The 18,996-nt window shown below is 60.2% G+C and carries 13 protein-coding genes; 5 read left to right on the forward strand and 8 right to left on the reverse strand.

The annotated features are described in order from the left end of the window. The first annotated feature begins 298 nt into the window (after window positions 1-298). From fbaA to E5K02_RS10975, 5 genes are all read left to right on the forward strand, one after another. A complete protein-coding gene (fbaA, locus tag E5K02_RS10955) occupies window positions 299-1,384 on the forward strand; it encodes a class II fructose-bisphosphate aldolase (RefSeq protein ID WP_135394854.1) in 1,086 nt (361 codons plus the stop codon). Window positions 1,385-1,681: 297 nt separating this feature from the next. After that, window positions 1,682-2,215, forward strand: a complete 534-nt coding sequence (locus E5K02_RS10960) for a TetR/AcrR family transcriptional regulator (RefSeq protein ID WP_135394855.1) — start codon at window positions 1,682-1,684, stop codon at window positions 2,213-2,215. A 559-nt stretch (window positions 2,216-2,774) separates the two neighbouring features. Next, a complete protein-coding gene (locus tag E5K02_RS10965) occupies window positions 2,775-4,211 on the forward strand; it encodes a carbohydrate-binding protein (RefSeq protein ID WP_135394856.1) in 1,437 nt (478 codons plus the stop codon). A gap of 121 nt (window positions 4,212-4,332) precedes the next feature. After that, complete coding sequence (locus E5K02_RS10970; protein WP_135394857.1) at window positions 4,333-6,783, forward strand: carbohydrate-binding protein; 2,451 nt, start codon at window positions 4,333-4,335, stop codon at window positions 6,781-6,783. Window positions 6,784-6,909: 126 nt separating this feature from the next. After that, window positions 6,910-8,910, forward strand: a complete 2,001-nt coding sequence (locus E5K02_RS10975; RefSeq protein ID WP_135394858.1) for a carbohydrate-binding protein — start codon at window positions 6,910-6,912, stop codon at window positions 8,908-8,910. A 124-nt stretch (window positions 8,911-9,034) separates the two neighbouring features. Here E5K02_RS10975 and leuB read toward each other — a convergent pair whose 3' ends face one another. The 8 genes from leuB to ilvB form a co-directional block, all read right to left on the reverse strand. Continuing rightward, on the reverse strand, window positions 9,035-10,156 hold the full coding sequence (gene leuB, locus E5K02_RS10980) for a 3-isopropylmalate dehydrogenase (RefSeq protein WP_135394859.1): 1,122 nt from the start codon (window positions 10,154-10,156) through the stop codon (window positions 9,035-9,037). Continuing rightward, window positions 10,144-10,740 carry a 3-isopropylmalate dehydratase small subunit gene (gene leuD, locus E5K02_RS10985; RefSeq protein ID WP_135394860.1) on the reverse strand — a complete coding sequence of 199 codons (597 nt, stop codon included), beginning with the start codon at window positions 10,738-10,740 and terminating at the stop codon, window positions 10,144-10,146. The genes leuB and leuD overlap by 13 nt, the downstream gene beginning before the upstream one ends. A 160-nt stretch (window positions 10,741-10,900) precedes the next feature. Next, a complete protein-coding gene (gene leuC, locus E5K02_RS10990; protein WP_135394861.1) occupies window positions 10,901-12,295 on the reverse strand; it encodes a 3-isopropylmalate dehydratase large subunit in 1,395 nt (464 codons plus the stop codon). A 165-nt stretch (window positions 12,296-12,460) separates the two neighbouring features. After that, on the reverse strand, window positions 12,461-13,627 hold the full coding sequence (locus E5K02_RS10995) for a 2-isopropylmalate synthase (RefSeq protein ID WP_135394862.1): 1,167 nt from the start codon (window positions 13,625-13,627) through the stop codon (window positions 12,461-12,463). 417 nt (window positions 13,628-14,044) lie between these two features. Beyond that, entirely contained in the window at window positions 14,045-15,319 is a 1,275-nt protein-coding gene (ilvA, locus tag E5K02_RS11000) for a threonine ammonia-lyase IlvA (RefSeq protein WP_135394863.1), read from the reverse strand. Continuing rightward, a complete protein-coding gene (gene ilvC / locus E5K02_RS11005) occupies window positions 15,312-16,376 on the reverse strand; it encodes a ketol-acid reductoisomerase (protein WP_135394864.1) in 1,065 nt (354 codons plus the stop codon). The genes ilvA and ilvC overlap by 8 nt, the downstream gene beginning before the upstream one ends. Window positions 16,377-16,541: 165 nt before the next feature. Next, on the reverse strand, window positions 16,542-17,132 hold the full coding sequence (gene ilvN, locus E5K02_RS11010; protein ID WP_135394865.1) for an acetolactate synthase small subunit: 591 nt from the start codon (window positions 17,130-17,132) through the stop codon (window positions 16,542-16,544). 122 nt (window positions 17,133-17,254) lie between these two features. Next, entirely contained in the window at window positions 17,255-18,991 is a 1,737-nt protein-coding gene (gene ilvB / locus E5K02_RS11015) for a biosynthetic-type acetolactate synthase large subunit (RefSeq protein WP_135394866.1), read from the reverse strand. Window positions 18,992-18,996: the final 5 nt, after the last annotated feature.

The following is an 18,996-nucleotide window of genomic DNA, read 5'->3' on the forward strand; positions in this document are numbered from 1 at the left end:
GGACAGATGCCGGGGCTGAAGATAGAGCCAATTTCCTATCTAAATCCACGCTTGTTTGAAATCTGCCTTATCTTTAGCCCAGTTCCGGGGCTCAGCAGCCCCGGAACATTGGGGTGCTTTTTTAGAGGCTTTCTGAGAAGTACCCGCGTAGTTGCCTTACTCTTAGGGCCGACCCCAGCGGTTGACTTTCGGGCCGGAATGCTGCATTCCTGCCCGGTTTTTCCCCGCTGACGTTAGCCCGCCTTGCCGTAGCTTTCCACTCTCCACTTCTGTTTTGCACCCTAATTTCTCTCCCTCAATGGCAGAATCAACGCTTACCGGCTTGCGCGCCGGCGTGCTCCACGGCGACGAAGTTCAGTCCCTGTTTCAAGTAGCCAAGGCTCAGTCTTTCGCCCTGCCGGCCGTCAACGTAACGGGCAGCAACACGGTGAATGCCGTGCTGGAAACGGCCAAGGCCGTCAACTCGCCGGTTATTATCCAGTTCTCGAACGGGGGCGCGCAGTTCTTCGCGGGCAAATCGGTGCCCAACGGCGACCAGCGCGCCAGCATTGCCGGCGCTATTTCGGGCGCCCAGCACGTGCACCTGATGGCCGAGCTCTACGACGTGCCCGTGGTACTGCACACCGACCACGCCGCCAAGAAGCTCCTGCCCTGGATTGATGGCCTGCTCGCCGCCGGCGAAAAGCACTTCGCCCAGTATGGCCAGCCCCTCTACAGCTCCCACATGCTGGACTTGTCGGAAGAGCCAATTGAGGAAAACATTGAAATCTGCAAGCGCTACCTCGAGCGCATGGCCAAAATCGGCATGACGCTGGAAATCGAGCTGGGCGTAACCGGCGGCGAGGAAGATGGCGTCGACAACTCCGACGTGGACTCGAGCAAGCTCTACACCCAGCCCGAGGAAGTGGCCTACGCCTACGAGCAGCTAAGCGAAGTAAGCAACCGCTTCACCATTGCTGCCGCCTTTGGCAACGTGCACGGCGTGTATAAGCCCGGTAACGTGAAGCTGCAGCCCAAGATTCTGCACAACTCCCAGGAGTTCCTGCGCCAAAAGCATAACATCACCGAAGCCCTGCCCATCGACTTCGTATTCCACGGCGGCTCGGGCTCCTCACAGGAGGAAATCCGTGAAGCCATCAGCTACGGAGCCATCAAGATGAACATCGACACCGACCTGCAGTGGGCGTTTTGGGAAGGCATCAAGGACTACTACGTGCAGAACGAAGCCTTCCTGCAGGGCCAGATCGGCAACCCCAGCGGCGCCGATTCGCCCAACAAGAAGTACTACGACCCGCGCGTGTGGCTGCGCAAAGGCGAAGACACCTTCGTGGCCCGTCTGAAGCAGGCCTTCGAAGACCTGAACGCCCTGAACCGCCGGCCCTAGATAACGGCTTGGCTGCCCGCAGCCCGCTTACCGAAAGCCCCTGCAAAACCATGCAGGGGCTTTTTTTGTCTTGTAGGCAAACCGCCACTGGCGGCCGATGGTAAAACTATTGTAGTTTGCCGGCTTATGGTTGTGGTTGGCAAGCTGCAGATTGATAGATTTGCAAGGTTGTCTGGGGCGTGCGGTAGCGCCGCCAGCGCCACCGCAGTTGTTTGGTTACTTCTGCACATTCCATCCGCCCTTTTTGCTGACTAACAGCACCCGCCGGGTTTCGCCCGGCCAAACCCACACGCGCCCATGACGAACCGTAAGCAGCATATTGCCCAGGTAGCATTGCAGCTATTCGGCGACAAGGGCTTCGAGCACACGCCCACGCAATTGATTGCAAAAGAGGCGGGCGTTTCGGAAGCTCTTATTTTCAAGTACTTCGGTTCCAAGGAACAGCTCCTGGAATTTATCATTAAGAACGGCTATAAGCGGATTATTGAGTCGAACCGGGGGTGGCTGGAAGAGCGCGACCCGCTGGGCCTGATTCACAGCGTAATCGAGCTGCCCTATAAGCTGGTAAAGGAAGAGCCCCATTTCTGGAAGCTACAATCGCGCCTGACCAACAGCGAAGTGGCCCAGAAGCAGCACGAGCGGTTTTTGCAGCCGGTGCCAGCCCTGCTGCACCGCGCCTTCCAGAAGCTGGGCTACGCCGAGGCCGACAAGGAAGTCAGTCTGCTGCTGCTGCTCATCGACGCCCTGTGGAAAATTCAGGCACAGAAAACCGACGAGCAGATCCAGGAAATGCTGGACTTCATCAAGTCGAAGTACCAGGAGCAGGCCTAATTCCCGCCCGGTGCGGGCCATGCCCGGAGCCTATTAAGCCAACGAGGCTGGTCTGTGCGCGGGCCAGCCTCGTTGGCGTTTGGCCGCCTCTGGTCCCCCTCGTAGCAGCGTTCATACCCGGCCGACACGTATTACCGTATTTATACTATTTAAACGCCTCTTTTAAAATTATAGCAATAAGGCAATCCATTCGACGAAGTTTTTTGCTTGTTTTTTAAACGTAGGCCCTTGTGCCTTAAAAGGCCAGATCTGGCCGTTTTTCTAGGTTAACGCTTGGCAACAAGGTGTGTCCTAAGCGTGTAGCGGCTTGCTTGGCACAGCTTGCAAGGATTGCTAAACCTATTTAGCGGCTTGCTTTTGACTCCCTAAAAAGGGTATATTTGGCTACACCACCCCTACTGCTACCGACTTATCCGCCCTGCTGCCTGGCTGTCTTAGCCGCTCGCCCTGTCGTTTAGCCATCCTTATCACGCTTCCTGAGTTTACCCTTCTTCCTGGCCTTCGCCCAGCGGAGACTTGCGTGTGCGTCCTTTTTTCTTTCCAACCAATCCCACCAATCATGAAAAAAACTCTTACTACGCTTTGGCGGGCCGCGGCCTTCCTGGCATTGTGCAACGTTCCGGCCAAAGCCCAAACCTACCAGCAAGTCTGGGCCGATGAATTTAACGGTAGCATCAGCTCCAACTGGGTGTTCGAAACCGGCGGCGGCGGCTGGGGCAACAACGAGAAGCAGTATTACCAGCGGGCCAACGCTACCGTGAACAGCACGGACCTGATGATTACGGCCCGCCGGGAAAACGTGGGAGGCATGCCCTACACCTCATCCCGCATGAAAACCCAGGGGCTGAAGCAGTTTACCTACGGCAAGATTGAGGCCCGCATGAAACTGCCCCTGGGCCAGGGGTTGTGGCCCGCCTTCTGGATGCTGGGCGCCAACATCGGGCAAGTCGGCTGGCCGGCCTGCGGCGAAATCGACGTAATGGAGCACATCAACGCCGAAAATAAGGTGTACGGCACGGTACACTGGGACAGCAACGGCCACGCCGAATACGGCGGCAACATCATCACCTCGCCCGAAAATTACCACGTCTACACCGTAGAATGGGAGCCGGCCTATATCCGCTGGTTTGTGGATGGGGTGAAGTACCACGAAATCAACATCAGCGGCGGCACGGGCAGCACCGAGGAGTTTCAGCGGCCCTTTTTCCTGCTGCTGAACCTGGCCGTAGCCGGCAACTGGCCTGGCCAGACGGTAGACGAAAGCAAGCTGCCGGCCACCATGTTCGTGGATTACGTGCGGGTGTACCAGAAAACCAGCACCCCGCCCCCCACTTCCTCTATTACCATTCAGGCGGAAAACTACAGCGCCATGAGCGGCGTGCAGCTGGAAGGGTGCTCGGATACGGGCGGCGGCCAGGACGTCGGGTGGATTGACACCAACGACTGGATGGCCTACAACAGCATCAACTTCCCGACCTCGGGCACTTACACGATTGAGTACCGCGTGGCCAGCGGCGCCAGCGGGGGCCGGGTGTCGGCCGATTTGAATGCTGGCTCAATTCAGCTCGGCAGTGTGGCCATCCCGGCTACCGGCGGCTGGCAGAACTGGACGACCGTGTCGCAAACGGTGAACGTGAATGCGGGCACCTACAATTTCGGCGTGTTTGCCCAAGCCGGGGGCTGGAACCTGAACTGGATCCGCATTACGAAGTCGGGAGCGGCGCGCACGGCGGCTCCGGAGGCGGCCGAAGTGACGGCGGCGCCCTCGAAATCCTTGGATGTGTACCCGAACCCGGCTACAACTCAACTCAACATTCAGACCGAGCTGGACTTGAGCGGCAGCCAGTACCAGATTGTCGACGGGCGCGGCAAGGTGGTGGCTTCGGGCACGCCTCGCAACGGCCGCCTGAGCGTGGAAAGCCTGAAAAACGGGCTCTACACCCTGGTTATCGTCACCAAAGACAACCAGAAGCTGACCCGGCGCTTCAGCAAATAACCCAGCTCTTTCTTGGCGTAGCAGGCGGCCCGCAGAGGCGGCCTGCTACCCTATTGCCGTTCGATTCCGGCTTTTTAGTCTTCCATCCTTTCCACAATCCCCCTTTCTTTCTCCAACCACTATGAAACAAGTGTATCGGTACGGGCTTAGCGGTCTGTTGCTTCTGGGCGGACTTGCGGCCCCCGGCCGGGCCCGAGCCCAGGATGCCAAAGCGTCCTTCTCCCTGGGCTCTACCCAGGACCTGGTGCGGCAACTGGAAGCGCAGGTGGCCCCCGACGCCGCCCAGCGCAGTACGCCTACCGTCACGCTCCGCGTGTCGGCCACGAAAGCCTTTACCGGCAAGGTGAATTTCCGCCAGGATCTGTCGACTGACGGGGAATATCTCATCGGGGAAATTCAGAATGTGCCGGGCTCGTCGTTTTTGCTGCGCATTGAAGGCAGCACAGTGCAGGGCAACATTATTTTCCGGCAGACCCGGCAAGCCTACCAGTACTCGGCTGATGCCCGGGGAATTGTCCGGATTCAGCCCGCCGACATCAACAAGGTTATCTGCATCGACTACAACGAGCCCGTGGGGCTGGCAACGCCCACGCTGCGGGGGGATAACACGGCCAGCCGCGCCGCGGTGGTTTCCCTGCAGAGCTACCCCGGGGCCCGGGGCTGCATCATGCTCGACTTCGACGGACAGTACGTGTCGGGCACGCCCTGGAACAATGGCAACCCTATCAACGCCGCCCCGGCCGGTATGACCGATGCCGCCATCCAGGAGTTCTGGGAGCTGGTCAGTGAGGATTTCCGGCCCTTCAACATGAACGTGACCACCGACGAGGCCGTGTTCAACTCCTACCCAAAGACGATGCGCATGCGCTGCATCATCACGCCGACCAACACGGCGGCTCCCGGCGCGGGTGGCGTGGCCTACCTGACGTCCTTCAACTGGAACGACGATACGCCCTGCTGGGTGTTCATGACCTCGCCCAAAGCCGGCGGCGAAGCTGCCTCCCACGAGGTGGGCCACACCCTGGGCCTGAGCCACGACGGCCGTACTAACCCCAAGGAAGAGTACTACGACGCCCGCACTTCGGCCGGCAACTGGGCCCCGATTATGGGCGCGGGCTACTACAAACCCGTCACGCACTGGAGCCGCGGCGAGTACGCCTACGCCAGCCAGACCCAGGACGACTTGGCCATCATGGCCGGGGCCACCTATAATGTAGGCTACCGCAACGACGACCACGCCAACGGCATCAGCGGCGCTACGGCCCTGGGCCGCAACGGCACCAGCGTATCGGGCTCGGGCATTATTGAGCGTACTGCCGACCAAGACTACTTCACGTTTACCTGCGGCGCCGGCACCGTCAATCTGAACCTGAACACAGTAGGTCGGCACGGCGACCTGGACATCGTGGGGCGCCTGTTCAACAGCAGCGGCGGCCTCATCGGCACCTACGATACCCAGGGCAGCCTGAGCACGACCGTATCGGCCAACCTGGCGGCGGGCACTTACTACCTACAGATAGACGGCACCAGCTACGGCAACCCAACTACCGAAGGCTACTCCGACTACGGCTCCCTGGGCACCTTCTCGATTTCGGGAACCGTGCCGGCGGGCGGAACCACGGCCGGCGTGGCCACTGTGTTCAAGGACTGCAACTACACCGGCGCCGCTGTGGCTTTGCCCGTGGGCGACTACAACTTGGCCGCCCTGCAAAGCCGCGGTATCCTCAACGACGACGTGTCTTCGCTCACCGTGAACGGGGGCTACCAGGTGGTACTCTACGAAAATGACAACTTTACGGGGGCGGCCCTAACGCTGACGGCCAGCAACTCCTGCCTGGTAAACAACCCGCTGGGCACCGGCAACTGGAACGACAAGGCTACTTCGCTGCGGGTACAGCCCGCCGCTTCCTCCTTCAGCGTGACACTACAGGCCGAGGCGGCCAGCGTCAACAACGGCATGACGGTGGAAACTTGCACCGACGCGGGCGGCGGCCAGAACATGGGCTACGTGGACGCGGGCGACTACCTGGTCTGGAATGGCATCAACTTCCCCACCTCGGGCAGCTACACCATCGAGTACCGCGTGGCCAGCGGGGGCAGCGGGGGCACTATTTCTTCGGACCTGAACGCCGGTGCTATTCAACTGGGCAACTCGGCTATTCCTGGCACGGGCGGCTGGCAGAACTGGACCACGGTGTCGCGCACGGTGACCATCAACGCGGGTACTTACAACTTCGGCATCTACGCCCAAACCGGCGGCTGGAACATCAACTGGGTCCGCATCAGCAAGGCTGGAGCAGCCCGCACGATGCTGGCCTCGGAAGTAGCCGCGCCGGAAACTGCGCCGACGCTGGAAATCTACCCGAACCCAGTGACCGACCAGCTCCAGATCCGCTCGGATGCCAGCCTGGCCGGCAGCGACTATCAGATCCTGGACGCCTGGGGCAAAACGGTGGCCACGGGCTCGGCCGCCAGTGGCCGCCTGAACGTGAGCCACCTGCAGCCCGGTATGTACACGCTGCGGTTAGTCATTGAGGGCAAAGCACAGCCGGCCAAACGCTTCCTGAAATAAGCCCAGCGGCACCCTAAAGCGTTGCCAGTGGAAGCCCAGGCAATCCTGCATTGCGGCCGGCTTTCACTGGCAAACTGCTGTGGGGCCGCATCCTGACGAGTTCTGTTTCACTCTACTCCTACTACTATGAAAACAAACCTTCCCCTCCAGCGGATTCTGCTGCTTCTGCTGCTGCTAGTTGCCGCCGTGCCGGGCCTGGCCCAGTTTCGGGTTATTGGCTACGTGCCCTCCTGGGCCGGCGACGTGAACAGCGTACAGTACACCAAGCTCACTCATATCAACTACGCCTTTCTGTTGCCTACGGCTACGGGCGGCCTGCAGCCCATCGAAAACCCCGCCAAGCTGCAAAGCCTAGTGTCGCTGGCCCATGCCAACGGGGTAAAAGTGCTGATTTCGGTGGGTGGCTGGAACGACGGTAATGACAGCGGCTTCGAGAGTATCGGCGCCAACGCCACGTACCGCAACACGTTCGTGACGAATCTGGTCAACTTCGCCAACCAGTACAACCTCGACGGCGTGGACATCGACTGGGAATACCCCGACGCCGGGGCTTCGGCCAACAACCACGCCCTGTTGATGCAGCAGCTCTCCACTGAAATGCACAACCGCGGCAAGCTGCTTACGGCCGCCGTGGTGGGCACCAACGGGGCCAGCATCCTGAACAGCGTCTTCACGTCGGTAGACTTTCTGAACCTGATGGCCTACGACTTCAACAACTTCGACCACTCCACCTACGACTACGCGGTGCAGTCCATCAACTACTGGAAAGGGCGGGGCCTGCCGGCCAACAAAACCGTGCTCGGCGTGCCTTTCTACGGCCGGCCCACCTGGGAATCGTACGCCCAGCTGCTGGCCCGCGGCGCCAGCCCCAATGCCGACGTGTTCAACGGCGTAGGCTATAACGGCATCCCGACCATCAAAAGCAAAACCAACCTAGCCTTCGACCAGGGCAGCGGCATCATGATTTGGGAACTCTCCCAGGATGCTACCGGTGCCAACTCCCTGCTCACGGCCATCAACCAGGTGGTCGTGCAGCGCAACGGCGTGACTCCGCCCCCCGCCCAGGCCATTCCGGGGCGAATTGAGGCCGAAAGATCTTCGGCACAATCGGGCACCCAAACCGAAACCACAACCGACACCGGCGGCGGATTGAACGTAGCCTGGTACGAAACCGGCGACTGGCTCGACTACAGCGTAAACGTGGCTTCGGCGGGTTCCTACACGGTCGGCTTCCGGGTGTCGTCGGCCTACGGCGGAGCTACCCTGCAGCTGCGCAACAGCGGCGGCGCGGTGCTGGGCAGCGTCAACGTGGGCAATACGGGCGGCTGGCAGAACTGGCAGACCATCAACGCCACCGTAACCCTACCCGCTGGCCGCCAAACCCTGCGCCTGTACGCGGCGGCCTCTACCGGCTGCAATGTCAACTGGCTCAACTTTGCTAGCGCCACGCCGCCCCCGCCTAGCTCAACCACCATTCAGGCCGAAGCCTTTACCAGCATGCAGGGTGTGCAGGTCGAAGCTACCACGGATGCGGGCGGCGGGCAAAATGTGGGCTACATCGACGCCACCGACTGGCTGGCCTACGCCAACGTCAACTTCCCCACCTCGGGCACCTACACCATCGAATACCGCGTGGCCAGCCCTAGCGGCAGCACCCTGTCCTCCGATTTGAATGCTGGCTCGATTCAACTGGGCAACGTGGCCATTCCGGCTACGGGCGGCTGGCAAACCTGGACGACGGTGTCGCAAACGGTGAACGTGAATGCGGGCACCTACAGCTTTGGCGTGTACGCCCAGGCCGGGGGCTGGAATTTCAACTGGTTGCGCATCACCAAAGCCGGGGCCGCCCGCTCGGCCGGTACCACGCTGGCCACGGCCCCCAAGCTTGACCACCTGTTGGAAGTGTACCCCAACCCGGCTGGCCGCACCCTGCATTTCCGGACCGAAGCCGGCCTCCTCGGCAGCCCATACCAGGTCGTGGACGTAACCGGCCGTACCGTGCTAAACGGGCAGCTCTCGGCCCCTGACCTGGACGTTTCTTCGTTGAAGGCGGGAGTCTACACGCTGCGGCTTTCCCCTGAAGGCCAAGCCACTGTAACCCGCCGCTTTGTTAAAGAAGCGGAGTAATTAGAAAGTCCTGCCTGATCTGGCGTCCGCAGAGTTAAAGCAGGACAGTCACCATTATTTTCTTAAACACGCAAAAAGGCCGCTACCAGACTGGTAGCGGCCTTTTTACGATTATAAACCAAACCTAAATAATCGTACTCAAACCCAAGGCAATGTTGTTCTTGTGCAGCTGGCAGTCCAGAATATCGAGGATGCCATACGCAATGAAGCTCCCAACCTGCTCGGTGGTGTAGGGGGAACGGGCGTTGAGCTCCGGCGTCAGTACCCCCTGCTCCAGCGCATTGTCCACGGCTTTCTTCACCGAGTTGGCTTCTTCCTGCAACCCGAAGTGCTCCAGCAGCATGGCCGCCGACAGAATCGTAGCAATCGGGTTGGCAATGCCTTTGCCCTTTGCCTGCGGATACGACCCGTGGATGGGCTCGAACAGCGCGGCGTCATCACCAACGGAAGCCGAGGGCAGCAATCCTAGCGAGCCGGCAATAACTGAGGCCTCGTCCGAGATAATGTCGCCGAACATGTTCTCGGTCAGAATCACATCGAACTGCTTCGGGCTCAAAATCATCTGCATGGCCGCGTTATCGACGAACAGGTAATCGACCAGCACCTTGGGGTACTGCAGGGCCAGGTCCTGCACTACTTCCCGCCACAGGCGGGAGGTTTCCAGCACGTTGGCTTTATCGACCAAGGTCAGCTTGCCGCGGCGGGCTTCGGCAGCCTGGAAGGCCCGGTGCGCCACCCGCTCAATTTCATAGCGGCTGTAGGTGCAGTTGTCGTAGGCCGAGCCATCCTCGCGGCGGCCTTTTTCGCCGAAGTAGATGCCGCCCGTCAGCTCGCGGAAGATGAGCATGTCGGCGCCCTGAATCCGGTCTTTCTTCAGCGGCGAGTGTTCCAGCAGCCGGTCGTAGGCCGTAACGGGCCGAATGTTGGCGTACAGACCCAGTGACTTGCGCAGGCGCAGCAGCCCTTGCTCGGGGCGCACCTTGGCGCTGGGGTTGTTGTCGTATTTCGGGTCGCCGATGGCCCCGAGCAACACGGCATCGGCGCGGCGGCAGGCCTCGAGGGTAGCTTCCGGGAGCGGGTCACCGGTGGCGTCGATGGCGCAGGCGCCCATGAGCTGGTAGTCGAAGACGAACTCGTGCCCGAACTTATCGGCCACCGCCTTCAGGGCCCGTACCGCCTCCTGACACACTTCCGGCCCGATACCGTCGCCGGACAGCACCACGATTCGTTTGCTTAAAATACCCATTTGCGCAGCTGTTCGTAGGTGGTAATGGCGTCCCGTTGGCTCACCAGGTAATCAATATCGTCGTAGCCGTTGATGAGGCACTCTTTCTTGTAGGCGTCCAGCTCGAAGCCGATGGCCGCGTCCCAGACCGGAATAGACAGCGTCTGACTGGGCAAATCCACCACCAGCTGGGTTTCAGGCTCCAGCTCAATCTGCCGGAAAAGGCCCTGCAACACTTCGTCGGAAACCTGTAGCGGCAGCAGGCCCGTGTTCAGGGCGTTGCCGCGGAAGATATCGGCGAAATAGCTCGAAATAACCACTTTGAAGCCGGCGTCATACAGAGCCCAGGCGGCGTGTTCCCGGCTCGAGCCGCAGCCGAAGTTCTTGCCCGCCAGCAGAATCTGCCCCTGGTAGCGCGGGTTGTTGAGCACAAAGTCGGCCTTGGGTTGCCCGTCGGGCTGGTAGCGCCAGTCGGCAAACAGGTTTTGGCCAAACCCCTCCCGGGTCGTGGACTTCAGGAAACGGGCCGGGATAATCTGGTCCGTATCGACGTTTTCGATGGGCAGCGGAACGACGCCCGAGCGGAGCGTTTGGAATTTTTCCATGGGTGGGACGTAATGGAAGTGAGAGGCTAGCCTGCGTCAAGTGAAAGGAGAAACCAGTTTCCGGTAGCGGGCTGGTCCGGCGGGCCCGAGGCCAGCTCCCTAACCGATTCCTCCTCTCGCTTGCGTGCCGGGCGACGTATTTGTCGCGGCAAAGTGGCAGTTAGTTTACATACTGGGTGATGTCGACGATGCGGCCTTCCACGGCGGTAATAGCCGCCACCAGCGGGCTGGCCAGCAAGGTGCGGGCGCCGGGACCCTGCCGGCCCTCGAAGTTGCGGTTGGAGGTCGAGACGCAGTAGGCACCCGCCGGAATCTTGTCGTCGTTCATGGCCAGGCAGGCCGAGCAGCCCGGTTCGCGCAGCTCGAAGCCGGCTTCGGCCAGCACTTGGTCGAGGCCTTCCTCAATGGCCTGCTTCTCGACCAGCTTGGAGCCGGGCACGATGATGGCCTCCACGTGCTGGGCCTTGTGCTTGCCTTTCACGTAGGCTGCCACGGCCCGCAGGTCCTCGATACGGGAATTGGTGCAGCTACCGATAAAGACGTAGTTTATTTCCTTGCCGAGCAACGACTCGCCCGGCTTGAAGCCCATGTAAGCCAACGACTTGTTGAAGCTGGCGGCTTCTCCGTCGGTACCGAGCACCGGAATAGAGCTGTTCAGTGCGATGCCCATACCGGGGTTGGTCCCGTAGGTTATCATCGGGGCAATAGCGGCGGCATCGAAGGTCAGTTCTGATTCAAACTCGGCGCCTTCCTCCGAATACAGCGTCTGCCAGTATGCTACAGCCTGCTCCCACCGCTCCCCCTGGGGGGCGTAGGGCCGGCCCTTGAGGTAGTTGAACGTGGTAGCGTCCGGGGCAATAAGGCCGCCGCGGGCGCCCATTTCGATGCTCATGTTGCAGACCGTCATGCGGCCTTCCATGCTCAGGCTGCGAATGGCGCTGCCGGCGTATTCCACGAAGTAGCCGGTGGCCCCGCCCGTGCCAAGCTGCGCAATGATGTAAAGAATAATGTCCTTGGCCGTGACGCCCGGCCGCAATTCGCCGTCCACAGTGATGCGCATGCGCTTGGGCCGGCTGATGAGCAGGCATTGCGAAGCCATGACCTGCGTTACTTGGCTGGTGCCGATACCGAAAGCAATGGCCCCAAACGCGCCGTGGGTTGAGGTGTGACTGTCGCCGCACACAATGGTCATGCCCGGCTGGGTCACACCCAGTTCCGGCCCGATGACGTGCACGATACCCTGATATTGGTGGCCCAGCCCGAACAGCTCGACCCCGAACTTCGCGCAGTTTTCGGTCAGCTTATCGACCTGGGAGCGGCTCAGCGGGTCCTGAATCGGCAAGTGCTGGTTGCGGGTCGGCACGTTGTGGTCGGCCGTGGCCAGGATCTGCTTCGGCCGACTCAAGGGCAAGCCCCGCTCCTGCAGCTCATCGAAGGCCTGCGGGCTGGTGACTTCGTGAATCAGGTGCCGGTCGATGTAAAAGACCTCCAGCCCACCCGGAATGGCTTTCACCACGTGGGCATCCCAGATTTTGTCGAATAAGGACTTAGCCATGATGCTTACTTTAAGGCCTTAGGCTGGTCAGGGGCCGGTTGCTGGCTGGTTTGGCGCAGCTGCTCGGTAGCGTAGGTAATCCAATCAGGGCAGCGGGACGAACGAACCATGGTTCGAGGCGTAACCTGGCTGTGTTGCAAGGGCATGTTCATAAGCGGAAGCGTATTAAGTGGCGGCGACCAGGTTTTCCTGTTCCACCAGAATGTGCAGGTCCGTGTCGACTACTTCCTTCTGGCGGTCGGCCAGTTGCAGGAAGGAGGCGTAGGCCTTGTTCAGCGCGGTTTTATCGAAGTCGTAGCCAATTTTTTGCAGGCGGTACGCCAGGGCGGCGCGCCCCGAGCGAGCAGTTAGTACAATCGACGAATCCGCCACGCCCACCTCGCGCGGATCAATGATTTCGTACGTCTCGCGGTGCTTGATTACGCCGTCCTGGTGTATCCCACTCGAATGCGAAAAGGCATTCGCTCCCACAATGGCCTTGTTGGGCTGCACCGGCATGGCCATCATATGCGACACCATGGCCGAGGTTTCGGCCAGCAGTTGCGTGGTGATGTTGGTGCCCAAATTGAGGTAAGGGTGCTGGCGCAGAATCATCACGACCTCCTCTAACGCCGTGTTGCCGGCCCGCTCCCCTACCCCATTTATGGTGCACTCAATCTGCCGGGCGCCGTTCATGACGCCGGCAATGGAATTGGCCGTAGCCAAGCCCAAGTCGTTATGACAATGCGTGGAAAGCGTGACGTTGTGCACGCCCTGCACGTTTTCGTAGAGGTACTTGATTTTGGCCCCGTACTCCTGGGGCAGGCAGTAGCCCGTAGTATCCGGAATGTTGAGCACCGTAGCCCCGGCCCGAATAGCGGCTTCGCAGACGCGGGCGAGGTACTCGTTGTCGGTGCGGCCGGCGTCTTCGGCGTAGAACTCCACGTCTTCCACAAACGACTTGGCCAGCTTTACGGCCGCCACGGCCCGCTCAATAACCTGCTCGGGCGTGGAGTTGAGCTTGAACTTGATATGGGACTCGGAGGTGCCAATACCGGTATGAATCCGCGGGTAACGGGCGTGCCGCAAGGATTCGGCGGCCACCCGAATGTCGTTTTCCACGGCCCGCGACAGGCCACAGACCGTGGCTTCCCGGGTTTGGGCCGCAATGGCCGCCACGGCCGCAAAGTCGCCGGGGCTCGATACGGGAAAGCCCGCTTCAATCACGTCGACGCCGAGTAGCTCCAGCTGTCGGGCAATTACCAGTTTCTCGTCCTGGTTGAGCTTGCAGCCGGGCACCTGCTCCCCGTCGCGCAGGGTGGTATCGAAGATCTGAATTTTCTGAGCAGCCATGTTGTCGGAGTACTTTCAGCGAATTGCTGCCCGCAAGAACACCGGCAAAACGTGGTCAGGAAAACAACTTCTCGGCACGCCTACTATTTCCAATAATGGGTTTTTAATTCATAAGTTATTAATAAACAGTTAGTTATTATTTACTGAAATACAACGGCTAACGGATAAATTGTTGCGTATGCGCTTGCACAAAGGACTTCATGCTGAGCCGACCGAAACAACTCTACTACTTCATTGCAAAAACAGAACGCCAAGCCGAGCCCGGCGAGTCATCACGCCTGCAGTAGTAATCATGCTTATTACTGCGGTAGAGATGCTTCGACAAGCTCAGCATGACGTTCTGTGGCTTGGGATAGTCGACAAGCTGACCTGCGCAGTGCTTGTGCGGGCTCGGCTTGCGGTTCTGTTAAGCAATTCCTACACCAGCAAGCTCAAAAAATCCTGCTTCTCATTCAGGTACTCGTACGCGAAGCCCTCATCCTGCATGCGCTGCTGGATTCCCATGATTTCGTGCGGCTTTTTAACTTCAATACCGACGAAGACCGGGCCTTTTTCCTTGTTGTTCTTCTTGATATACTGGAAGTGAATGATGTCGTCGTCGGGGTGCAGCACGTTGTTAACGAAGCGGCGCAGGGCCCCGGGACGCTGGTTGAAGGTCACCATGAAGTAATGCTTGAGGCCCTGGTGGCGCATGGCCCGCTCCTTGATATCCTCCATGCGGGTGATGTCGTTGTTGCTGCCGCTGAGCACGCAGACTACTGTCTTACCCCGGATTTCGTCGGCAAACTGCCGCAGGGCCGAGATGCTGAGCGTACCGGCCGGCTCCAGCACAATGCCTTCCTCGTTGTACATGCGCAGCAGATCCTCGCAGACCTGGCCTTCCGGTACGAGCACCACGTCGTCGAGTAGTTCGCGGCACAGCTCGAAAGTCAGGGCGCCGGGGCACTTCACGGCGGCGCCGTCCACGAAGCTTTCGATGTGCTCCAAGGCCTGCCGCCGGCCGGCCCGAATGGCCTGCTGCATGGAGGGCGCGCCCAAAGGCTGGACGCCAATCAGCTTGGTCTGGGGACTGAGCTGCCGGAACACGCTGCCCACGCCCGAGGCCAAACCGCCCCCGCCGATAGGCATAAACACGTAGTCAATAGCCTGGGGGGCGGCCTTTAGGATTTCCAGCCCGACGGTTGCCTGGCCTTCCACAATAGCGAGGTCGTCGAACGGATGCACAAAGGCGCTGCCTCGCTCGTCGCAGAACAGCTTGGCGGCCTGAAACGTGTCGTCGAAGGTGGCGCCGGTCAGGATAACGTCGATCTGCTCTTTACCAAACAGCCGCACTTTGCTCACCTTTTGGGCGGGCGTGTTGGCCGGCATGAAAATATAGCCTTTCAGCCCCAGCAGCTGGCAGGCGTAGGCCACGCCCTGGGCGTGGTTGCCGGCACTGGCGCACACTACTTCCGGCACCTGCTGCTCCTCTGCCAGCTGGGAAATCTTGTGGTAGGCACCCCGGATTTTGTAGGAGCGCACTACCTGCAAGTCTTCCCGCTTCAAGTAAACCGACGCGCCATAGGCAGCCGAGAGGCCCAGATTCTGCTGAAGCAATGTTTCGTAAATCACGCCTTGCAGAGTGCGGGCGGCCTGCTCCACGTTGGCGAGCCGCACGACGGGGGCCGCTGGGGCTATAGTTTCGCTAGGCATCGGCTTCGGCAGTTTTCTTCAGGGAGCGAAGCTGGCGCACGGTGGCGCCCGTTTGCCACAGCTCCGACTCGCGCACTTCTTTTAACTCAGCTTCCAATTCTTTCCGGTAATTCGGCGTAGAGCCGCGCTGAATGGTGCGCTCGGCTTCCTTGCCCGAGGCCACGCTGTCGTAGAGCTCATTGAGCACCGGTAGCGTAGCTTCCCGGAAACGGCCTTTCCAGTCGAGGGCGCCGCGCTGGGCCGTGACGGAGCAGTTGCTGAACATCCAGTCCATGCCGTTTTCGCCCACTAGCGGCACGAGGCTCTGGGTCAACTCCTCTACGGTTTCGTTGAAGGCCTCGGAGGGCGAATGGCCGCGCTGGCGCAGCACCTGATACTGGGCCTCGATGATGCCGGCCAAGGCCCCCATCAGCACGCCCCGCTCCCCGGTGAGGTCGGAGTATACTTCGCGCTTGAAATCGGTTTCGAACAGGTAGCCCGAGCCCACGCCGATGCCCAGGGCAATGGCCTTTTCCAGGGCCTCGCCGGTAGCATCCTGAAATACGGCGTACGACGAGTTCAACCCGCCCCCCTGCAGATATAGCCGGCGCAAGCTGGTGCCGCTGCCCTTGGGCGCTACCAGAATCACGTCCACGTCGGCGGGGGGAATGATGTTGGTCTGGTCGTTGAAGGTGATGCCGAAGCCGTGGGAAAAGTACAGCGTTTTGCCCGGCGTCAGGTGAGCTTTCAGCGTGGGCCACAGCGCAATCTGGCCGGCGTCGGAGAGCAGGTTGGCAATGATAGTGCCCCGGGCGGCGGCTTCCTCGATAGAGAACAAGGTTTCACCTTCCACCCAGCCGTCCTGCAGGGCCTTTTCCCAGGAAGGCGAGTCCTGGCGCTGGCCGATGATGACGTGGAAGCCGTTGTCGCGCAGATTGAGCGCCTGCCCCGGCCCCTGCACCCCGTACCCAATCACGGCAATGACTTCGTCCTTCAGGTAGGCCTGGGCCTTAAATAGCGGATACTCGTCGCGGGTGATTACAGTTTCTTCTACGCCGCCAAAGTTGATGGTTGCCATAATGGAAATGGGTAAAGGGTGAATGATGAGAGGTGAATGTTTCTTGCTAATCAGCACGTCATTCCGAGCTTGCCGAGGAATCTCGCGTGCTGACGTTGTTGGGAAAAGGCCCTCATGCTGGGCCTGGCGAAGCATGACGTTCCCATGGTGTATTCTGACACCGACCTACATCTCAAACACCTCGTCGCGGCGGTTGAGAAACTCGTTTTCCACGACTTCCGAGCCGGGCTCGGTACGCTCAAACTCGCGCAGCTTGCGGTTGAACCCGTCGCTGTGCTTGATGATGGCAATGCGGGCCGAGCGCACGAACTCAATGAGGCCGTAAGGCTGCAAAACCTTGATGAGCGTATCGGTTTCCTCGCGGTGCCCGGTGGTTTCAAACACGGTGTAGTCCTTGCGGATGACCACGGCCCGGGCCCCGTGCTCCCGCAGCAGGCGCTCCACGGAGGCTTTTTCGGCAATGATGTCGGTGGGCACTTTGTAGAGGGCCATTTCCTGCCAGATAACTTCCTGGTTGGTGTTGTAGTAGACCTTGAGCACTTCCACCTGCTTCTCGATCTGCTTGGCAATCTTGCGCACCACCTCTTCCGTTTCGTGCATCACGATGTTGAAGCGGTGAATTCCGTCGATTTCCGAGGGCGAGGTGTTCAGACTTTCGATGTTGATTTTGCGGCGCGAGAAGATGATGGCAATGCGGTTGAGCAAGCCAATCTGGTTTTCGGTATAGGCCGTGATGTTGTATTCCTGCCGGGTCATAGCTGAGATAGTGAAATGGTGAGATGGTGAATTGGTGAGTTTGATGTTCTGGTGGCGCGGTTCCGCACAGCTTAGGTCAGCCGAACGACAACTCAGTATTTCACCATCTCACTATCTCACCGCTACCGCAGTCGGATTTCGCTCACGCTGCAGCCCTGGGGCACCATGGGGAAGATGTTGTTTTCCTTGGTCACCATGACTTCCAGCAGAAAAGAGCCGGGGTGGTCCAGCATTTCCCGTAGGCTGTTTTGCAGTTCCTGCCGCTCCGAAACCCGCCGGCCGGCAATGCTGTAGCCACTGGCCACGGTCACGTAGTCGGGGCTGGCAATGTTGACGAAGGAGTAACGCCGCTCGTGAAACAACTCCTGCCACTGCCGCACCATGCCCAGGTACTGGTTGTTGAGAATGATAATTTTCACCTCGACGCCGGTTTGCATGATAGTGCCCAGCTCCTGAATCGTCATCTGCATGCCCCCGTCGCCGATGATGGCTACCACGGGCCGGTCGGGGCGGCCGAACTTGGCGCCGATGGCCGCGGGCAGGGCAAAGCCCATGGTGCCCAGGCCCCCGCTGGTAATATTGCTGCGCGAGTGGTTGAACCGGGCGTAGCGGCAGGCTACCATCTGGTGCTGACCCACGTCGGTCACCACAATGGCCTCGCCCTGGGTTAGCTCGTTGAGCTGCTGAATGACCTCGCCCATGGTCAGCTCGTCGGAGGTCGGAAACAGCTCGTCCTGGATAACGGCAGCCACTTCCTCGGCCTGAAACTGCTCGAAACGCTGCCGCCATTCCGGGTGAGTTTTGGCCTCGACCAGCGCCGTGAGCAGCGGCAGGGTTTGCTTGCAGTCGCCCCACACCGGCACGGTGGTGGCCACGTTCTTGTCAATTTCCGTGGGGTCGATGTCGAGGTGAATGACTTGGGCCTGCTTGGCGTACTTGTCGAGGCGGCCCGTGACCCGGTCGTCGAAGCGCATGCCGACGGCAATGAGCACGTCGCACTCGTTGGTCAGCACGTTGGGACCGTAGTTGCCGTGCATGCCCAGCATGCCCACGTTCAGCGGGTGGTCGGTGGGCAAAGCACCAGCGCCGAGAATCGTCCAGGCCGCCGGAATGCCGCTTTTCTCGATGAAAGCCCGGAATTCTGCTTCGGCCTGACCCAGCGTCACGCCCTGCCCCCAGAGCACGAAGGGGCGCCGGGCCTGGTTTATTAGTTCAGCTGCCTGCCGCACGTACTCGGGCCGCACGATGGGCGCGGGCCGGTAGCTGCGGATGTGGGTGCACGGCTGGTACTCCGCAAAGTTGAACTGCTGCAGCTGGGCGTTCTTGGTAATGTCAATCAGCACGGGGCCGGGCCGGCCGCTGCGGGCCAGGTAAAAGGCCTTAGCTAGAGCCTCGGGCAGCTGACTGGCCTCGGTGACTTGAAAATTCCATTTGGTTACCGGCGTGGTAATGTTGATGATGTCGGTTTCCTGGAAGGCATCGGTACCGAGCAGGTGGGCAAACACCTGGCCCGTGATGCACACCAGCGGGGTGCTGTCAATCTGGGCGTCAGCCAGGCCCGTGACCAGGTTGGTAGCGCCCGGCCCGCTGGTGGCAAACACGACGCCGACTTTGCCCGAGGCCCGGGCGTAGCCCTGGGCGGCGTGAATACCGCCCTGCTCATGGCGCACCAGCACGTGGTTGAGCTGCCCTTCGAAGTCGTACAGGGCGTCGTAGATCGGAATGATGGCCCCGCCGGGGTAGCCGAAAATCGTGTCCACGCCTTCGGCCAGCAGGGCCCGCAGGGTCATTTCCGCCCCCGAAAGGGTCTGCCGAGCCGTATCGGGCGCCAGCGGGGTTGTTTTTTCCTGGGTCAGCATACTCG

The organism is Hymenobacter metallicola (assembly GCF_004745645.1).
In the GTDB taxonomy this organism is placed as follows: domain Bacteria; phylum Bacteroidota; class Bacteroidia; order Cytophagales; family Hymenobacteraceae; genus Hymenobacter; species Hymenobacter metallicola.